The following is a 6,469-nucleotide window of genomic DNA, read 5'->3' on the forward strand; positions in this document are numbered from 1 at the left end:
CGCCAGTTTACATCAGTGCAAACCTCTCCAGAGGCGATGCGCACAACGCTCAATTAACTCAGAAGCCTCCTGCAGGAGGGAGTAACGCGAAATGAGTGAGATAAGAACCTATGTCGCAGGCATTGACGGTGGCGGATCCAAGACGGAAGCGCTGCTCGTAGACATAAGTACGGGGGCATCTCAACGGTTTCTAAGCGGTGGTATCAATGCTTTGACCGATGATATCGCCGTAGCCAAGTCACATCTGCAAGAAATTATAAGGGACATGGCGACATATGTTCAACGAAACAAGGGGGTCCTCCAGCACATTTGCCTCGGATCTCCTTCCAATTTCAGTGATGCGGAGCCCGATTGGGCCGTGAGTGAGCTGGTTGTCTGCTTTCCTCAAGCGCGGATTCAAGGGGTAACCGATGGACGAATTGCATTAACTGGCGCATTGAATGGGGAGCCGGGGGTAATCGTTGTAGCAGGGACTGGATCAGTGGCCTATTCGTTGGATGAAGAGGGGAGCTTCAGACGTTGTGGGGGATTTGGTCCGATCTTCGGCGACGAGGGAAGCGGGTACGCGATGGGAAGAGATGCCCTTCAGGCCGTTGCCATGGACTTGGATGGCAGGGGGGAGTCGACTCTGTTGAGGGAGCGGCTCCAACAACGGTTATCTTTTCACAACGAAGCAACGTTGATTGAAAAAGTATATAGCGTCATGTCCAGAAAGCAGATTGCTGCTCTAGCTGAAGTGGTCGGGATGTGCGCACTGGAGAAGGATCCTGTCTCACTCCGTATTCTGGATCATGCAGCCAAGCAACTGGCCCGCCATTATCATCGGTTAATTGAACAATCTTACTGGGAACAACCTCCTCTGTTGTCCTATGCAGGTGGAGTATTTCGCATGGGAGAGATGATTCTTCGGCCGCTTAATAACTATTTGGGCGCGTGGGCTGAGCGCTTAGCACTCCCGATACAGACGCCTGTTGAGGGGGCCGTTATACTAGCGAAACAAGCGATGGGTGATGCACAATGAAAATCGGTTTTGGAAAAATGGACATTACACCCAGGCTCCCAGTTACGCTCGGGGGCTATGAACATCGGAATCGCCAAGCTGACAGCGTACATAGCAAGCTGTATGCGCGTTGTATGGCAGGGGAATCGAATGGTATTCGGTTCGCGATGATTAGTCTGGATTTGCTTGGCTTGGATCAATCGCTTCGCAAGTCGGTATGCGAACTGGCAGCTGAACAATTCGGCATATCCGCTCGTGAGATTAGTTTAATCGCGACACATACACACGCTGCGATCGATGGCATACCGAATGTGCTGCATAAGGGATTATGGACAGCAGATGAAGCGCATGTTCCAACAGACTATTGCGAAAGACTCGTAACTTGGATTGGGCTTGCTATTCAGCAAGCGTTATCGAATATGCGGGAAGCTGCCATGCAGTGGTCGGTATCGACATGCAGCGACTTCGCTTCCAATCGTCGGGATACCACGGTGGAGGCAGATGCTGAGGTTTATTTCTTGCATGTTTATGACTCTGATTCTTGCGAAACGTTTGGTGGATTTCTTCATTTCACCTGTCATCCAACAGTAATTGGTCCTGACGAAGTTGTCGTTTCATCCGATTATCCAGGTGCGGCGATTGCTGCTTTGGAACGCATGTATGACGGCGGTATATTTTTATTCGCGAACGGCGCTGCGGGGGATATCTCCACCAGATTTACGCGAAAAGGATCAGATTCAAAGGAAGCAGAACGGCTAGGGAATCAGTTGGTTGGCAGTTTGCAATCAAGCCAGCCAATTGCTTCCTCGTCTCGGTATTTGTACGTGAAAGACGAATCGTTCCAGCTGCGCGACCAAAGATCAGGTGAGATGCTGCAAGTCTATCTACAGTGGATTGACCTAGGTGGAATGCGGTTATGGCTGATTCCCGGTGAAGTTTTTTCCAGTTATGCGAAATTAGCGAAGGGGCACAATCAACTTATTGTTGGATACGCCAATGGATATATCGGTTACATACCAGATGAGCAAGCATGGGAAATAGGGGGATATGAAGTCGATGTAGGCCGATTATCGAAGGAAGATTGCATGTTATTTCTCCGATATGCAGTGGAGGAATAGGAAGCTACAGGAGGGATACAGTGAATAGACTCGCGATTGATGGCGGCCCCCAAACGAAGACGACTCCATTTGGAACTGGACGTAGATTCGGACTGGAAGAAGCCCAAGAGCTGTTAAGTGCTCTGGAGCAGAACACATTATTTTACCATCATGGTAAGAAGGTGAAGCAGTTTCTTAGTGATTTTGGCCGCTTATATGGCGTCGAACACCTGGTTGCAACATCGTCTGGAACGGCGGCCATCCATGTTGCGCTCGGAGCAGCAGGCATATCGGTAGGCGATGAAGTCATTACGAGTCCGATTACCGATCAGGGGACACTGATTGGAATTTTGTATCAAAATGCAATTCCTGTTTTCGCTGATGTGGATCTTCGCACCTACAACTTGGACCCCACATCGGTGGAGGCTATGATTACGCCCCGTACCAAAGCAATCCTAGCGGTTCATCTTGCGGGTAATCCGTGTGACATGACGGCGTTACTCAAGGTGGCGAAGCGTCACAACTTAGTCGTGATCGAAGATTGTGCACAAAGCTATTTATCACATTACAAAGGTCAATTAACGGGTACCATGGGCGCGTATGGCTGCTTTAGTACGAATGATTACAAGCATATCTCCACTGGAGATGGCGGCATGGTAGCTGTAAACACGGGGGATGAGAACGATTATTTCCGAGCCCATGCTTTTGCTGATAAAAACTACCAACGACTGGGCAACAATGTGACGCGTGATCTCCAGTATCTGGCACCGAACTATCGGATGACGGAGCTTCAAGGTGCAGTGGGAATTGCTCAAGTAAAGAAATTGCCGTGGATTTGTGAACGTCGAACGATGTATGGGGATCGGATCACGGCTGGCATCAACGATGTACAAGGATTGTATCCGCCTATGATCACAGAGGAGAGTGTATCTTCCTATTGGTTCTACATGTTCCGGCTGGATTTGGAAGCTTTCACTTGTACACGTGATGAATTTAGCACGGCTTTACAAGCAGAAGGTATTCCTAACTCGGCTGGATATATTCCAGATGTTGTGTATATGCAGCCGCTTTTCACAGCCAAACAAGCGTACGTGAGAAGCTCATTTCCGTTCGATCTTACGCAGAGGGAGTATCATAGAGGCTTGTGTCCTCGCGCTGAAACGGTTCTGCAAACGGCGATTCGTCTGTCGATCAGCGAATTTTACACCCCTGAGGACATCGAGGAAATGATTCGAGCGATTCGGAAAGTGGCGGCTTTTTATTTGAGAAAATGAGAAAAGTCGCCTGCTTGAAAGGGGGGATGCCGCTGTTCGTTGTCCACATCACCAAGATAAGCCTGTCATGTATCAGGTCTTGCAAGGTTATGCATTTCAATTACCATGAGGAGGTAATGAAGGATGAAACGAAAGGTAAGCGCAGCCGTTGTTTTGCTCTTTATCGTATCATTGGCAAGTATGGTATTCTCGGCTTCTGCAGCCGATATGTTGATTACGAACTACAGTTTTGAAAGCGGTACAGTAAACTGGACACAAGCGTATGGGACGTCAGGCATGACGGCAAGTTCGGAGCAAGCATACACAGGTACGCAAAGTGCCAAGATTGTGGATACCAGTACGACAGCCAATCTTGGACTTGAGAGTGGAAAGCTTGATGCGACAGCTGGGACGACTTACCTAGCTTATGCCAAAGTATTTGTCGTCAGTGGCAGCGTTGACCTGTATCTGCGATTCTGGAATAGCAGCGGTACGGTCGTTGGAAACGGCATTACAACCGTGTCTGCACCTGCGAATCAATGGACGACGACGCAAGTGAAATACACAGCACCAGCCAATACGGCGAAGGTTTCTGTTCTTCTCTATTCGGGCATTGCTTCCACCTCGACGGCATACTGGGATGATGTGTTAATTACGAAAGAGTTTACTTCGCTGGGTAATCAGGTGGTACATACATCCACCCTTGGTACGACATTCGGGATTAGCACGAGCCAAGACAAGATCTATACGGTGGGTTCAGGTTCAGCCGGCAGTGATGCTGTCATGTCCATCATCGATGCCGATACGAATGCGGTGGTGGCCAATTATCCGCTGCCTGGCGCGTTAGGGGCATGGGGAGCAACAACGGCGACCGACGGCAAAGTTTACTTTGGCGGGTACTCGAACGGGCACGTTTATCGGTATTCACCAGGGGCTACTTCTGTAAGTGATCTCGGTTTATCCTATACAGGCGGCGAGAATATCTACGCGGTAACGGCCGGCACAGGTGGTAAAATATATGGCGGCGGTTTCGGGGACGCAGGATTTTTTAAGTATGAGCCGAGCGTCGGATTCTCTATGATTAATACGAAGCCGATCTGGCCGAATGAAGAATATGTGCGCAGTTTAGCATATGATGCGGCTTCCAATGTTACGTATATCGGAACAGGAACGAACGGTAACTTAGTGCGGTTCGACAACACAACAGGTGCCAAAACGAACATTTTGCCCGCAGCCTATGCGAGTGAAACGTTTGTTTATGAGTTGAATTTTACCGGTGGGAAGCTGTTCGCCGGATTGCGGCCAAGTGGAACCGTATTGGCTATGAGCATTGATGCCAGCGGGAATGCGACTTTAGATGCAACGCTTCCAGCACTGCCATCTCCGGCTCAAAATGGGAAAGTATACTATGTATCGGGCGGTCAATTGTATGCTTATGATCTCACAGCGAAGACTTCTACCAATCTAGGTGTGGCGGCGGATTTAGGAGCTAATAAATACGGTTGGGTACAGTTGGCTGACCAGACGAATTTCCCAGGAGATTCGCTTGTCGTGTATGGCTCAAAGGATGGTCGTATGAGCCTGTTCAAGTACAATTTGCAAACCGGAAATACAAGTATTGCTTATGTGAGTGGAATGCCGGAGCTTACGACGATCATTAACCAAATTGGCGGCGGCTCCGACGGTAAAATCTACTCAGGTGGGTACTTGGATGGTGGAATTGGCAGATACACGCCGATGCGGGGAGATGCTAACGAGGGGTATCCTGACGAAAACTATGCAGCACCGTTCCAAACGTACAGTTTCTTAGCGTTAAATGGGTATACCTATTATGCGTCTTACGGAAGCGCGAAGTTATGGAAGTTCGACCCAGCCCTTAGCTGGTCGAGTACGAATCCGACCCTTTTGTTTGATCAAAAGAGCGATGGGATGGATCGGCCGGTTGAGATGATCAGTGGCGGGGGCAAAATATTTATGGGCAATGTGGCCGAGTATGGCAGCTTGAAGGGGGGATTGACGATTTATGACCCGGCTACTAATACGCGCACGCTGAAAAAAGACATTGTCACCGATCAAAGCGTCACGGCACTGGCCTATTATAATGGCAAAGTCTACGGCGGGACTTCCATTAAAGGAGGAAATGGCTTAGCGCCTACGCAAACACAAGCGAAGCTATTCGTTTATGATGTGGCTACGGCTACCAAAACCGGGGAGTACGCTCTCCCGGTTGCCGGATTGACTGGTATTACAGGCATGACTTCGGTTGACGGTAAAATATGGGGCATGGCTGAAGGTTACTTATTTATCTTCAATCCTACGACGAATACATTTGATTACTTCCAGGAAAAGTTTGCGGATGTGGATTACAATGGTGAGGGTACGTGGGTAGATGCTACGCTGCTTACCGTTTCGAAGGATCCGAACTACGTCTATGGCACCATCCGTGGGACTTATTTGTTCAAGATTAATCGTTCCACGAAAGCTGTAACCACGATCAGCAGTAGTGGCGCTTATTTCTTAGCCGCAGATGGCTACGAGAATTTATACTACGTGTTGCCTGGTGGGCATACGGAATTAGTTCGCTATGCGTATTAAACGCAGATAAGTTCCAGTAAGGAGGGGAGTTGCTTCGGCAACTCCTCTTTTTTGGCATTGGGGGTCGTGTAACTTACCCCTTATCTAGAAAGGGAGTGATGATGTGTGGATGCTGATTGGGAAGCAGGGAGGGAGTAGGAGTAGGAGTAGGAGTAGGAGTAGTTAGGTGATCCATCGTGTGCCGTGGGGCCGCACTCTTTGTGCAATTGAGTAGCTAGTTTTTCAAATAGATGTAAAAAATACACCTAATATTACTGATTTTCTTTGGATTTAGTGAATAGATGTAAAAAGTACAGCTAATTTGAGTACGATTGGCGGTATGGTGGATTTTAGCGGAGATTAACTGTAGGAAATCCATCTAATGCTCCCAATTGAAGAGAATCAGCAAAAATAACTACAGATATGAAACTAGAATAAAAAGTAGACACCTCGTTAGGAGATGAGGATAATAATCTTATCAGGAGGTGTTCATTTTGGGTGAACAGCGGCAAAGGTATAATGATGAATTTAAACAACAGACGGTG

The 6,469-nt window shown here is 48.4% G+C and carries 5 protein-coding genes; 4 read left to right on the forward strand and 1 reads right to left on the reverse strand.

The genetic code is table 11. The annotated features are described in order from the left end of the window. Positions 1 to 91 precede the first annotated feature (91 nt). From HQN88_RS14730 to HQN88_RS14745, 4 genes are all read left to right on the forward strand, one after another. Positions 92 to 1,021, forward strand: a complete 930-nt coding sequence (locus HQN88_RS14730) for an N-acetylglucosamine kinase (RefSeq protein ID WP_173113090.1) — start codon at positions 92 to 94, stop codon at positions 1,019 to 1,021. Beyond that, positions 1,018 to 2,118 carry a neutral/alkaline non-lysosomal ceramidase N-terminal domain-containing protein gene (locus HQN88_RS14735; protein ID WP_173113093.1) on the forward strand — a complete coding sequence of 367 codons (1,101 nt, stop codon included), beginning with the start codon at positions 1,018 to 1,020 and terminating at the stop codon, positions 2,116 to 2,118. Before HQN88_RS14730 ends, HQN88_RS14735 begins: the two co-directional genes overlap by 4 nt. 20 nt (positions 2,119 to 2,138) lie before the next feature. Continuing rightward, the gene (locus HQN88_RS14740; RefSeq protein WP_173113097.1) at positions 2,139 to 3,371 is read left to right on the forward strand and encodes a DegT/DnrJ/EryC1/StrS family aminotransferase; all 1,233 of its coding nucleotides are present in this window, start codon (positions 2,139 to 2,141) and stop codon (positions 3,369 to 3,371) included. A 123-nt stretch (positions 3,372 to 3,494) separates the two neighbouring features. Beyond that, positions 3,495 to 5,945: a carbohydrate binding domain-containing protein gene (locus HQN88_RS14745; protein WP_173113100.1), complete on the forward strand. Its 2,451-nt coding sequence runs from the start codon at positions 3,495 to 3,497 to the stop codon at positions 5,943 to 5,945. 329 nt (positions 5,946 to 6,274) lie between these two features. Here HQN88_RS14745 and HQN88_RS37325 read toward each other — a convergent pair. Then, positions 6,275 to 6,469 (reverse strand): hypothetical protein (locus HQN88_RS37325; protein WP_216855713.1); only part of this gene is annotated, 195 nt, incomplete at its 5' end.

The organism is Paenibacillus qinlingensis (assembly GCF_013204845.1).
Classification (GTDB): Bacteria; Bacillota; Bacilli; order Paenibacillales; family NBRC-103111; genus Paenibacillus_E; species Paenibacillus_E qinlingensis.

Excerpts from the sequence above, each read along its gene's own strand:
- HQN88_RS14730 (WP_173113090.1), top strand. The coding sequence starts at position 92 with ATGAGTGAGATAAGAACCTATGTCGCAGGCATTGACGGTGGCGGATCC.
- HQN88_RS14735 (WP_173113093.1), top strand. The coding sequence starts at position 1,018 with ATGAAAATCGGTTTTGGAAAAATGGACATTACACCCAGGCTCCCAGTT.
- HQN88_RS14745 (WP_173113100.1), top strand. The coding sequence starts at position 3,495 with ATGAAACGAAAGGTAAGCGCAGCCGTTGTTTTGCTCTTTATCGTATCA.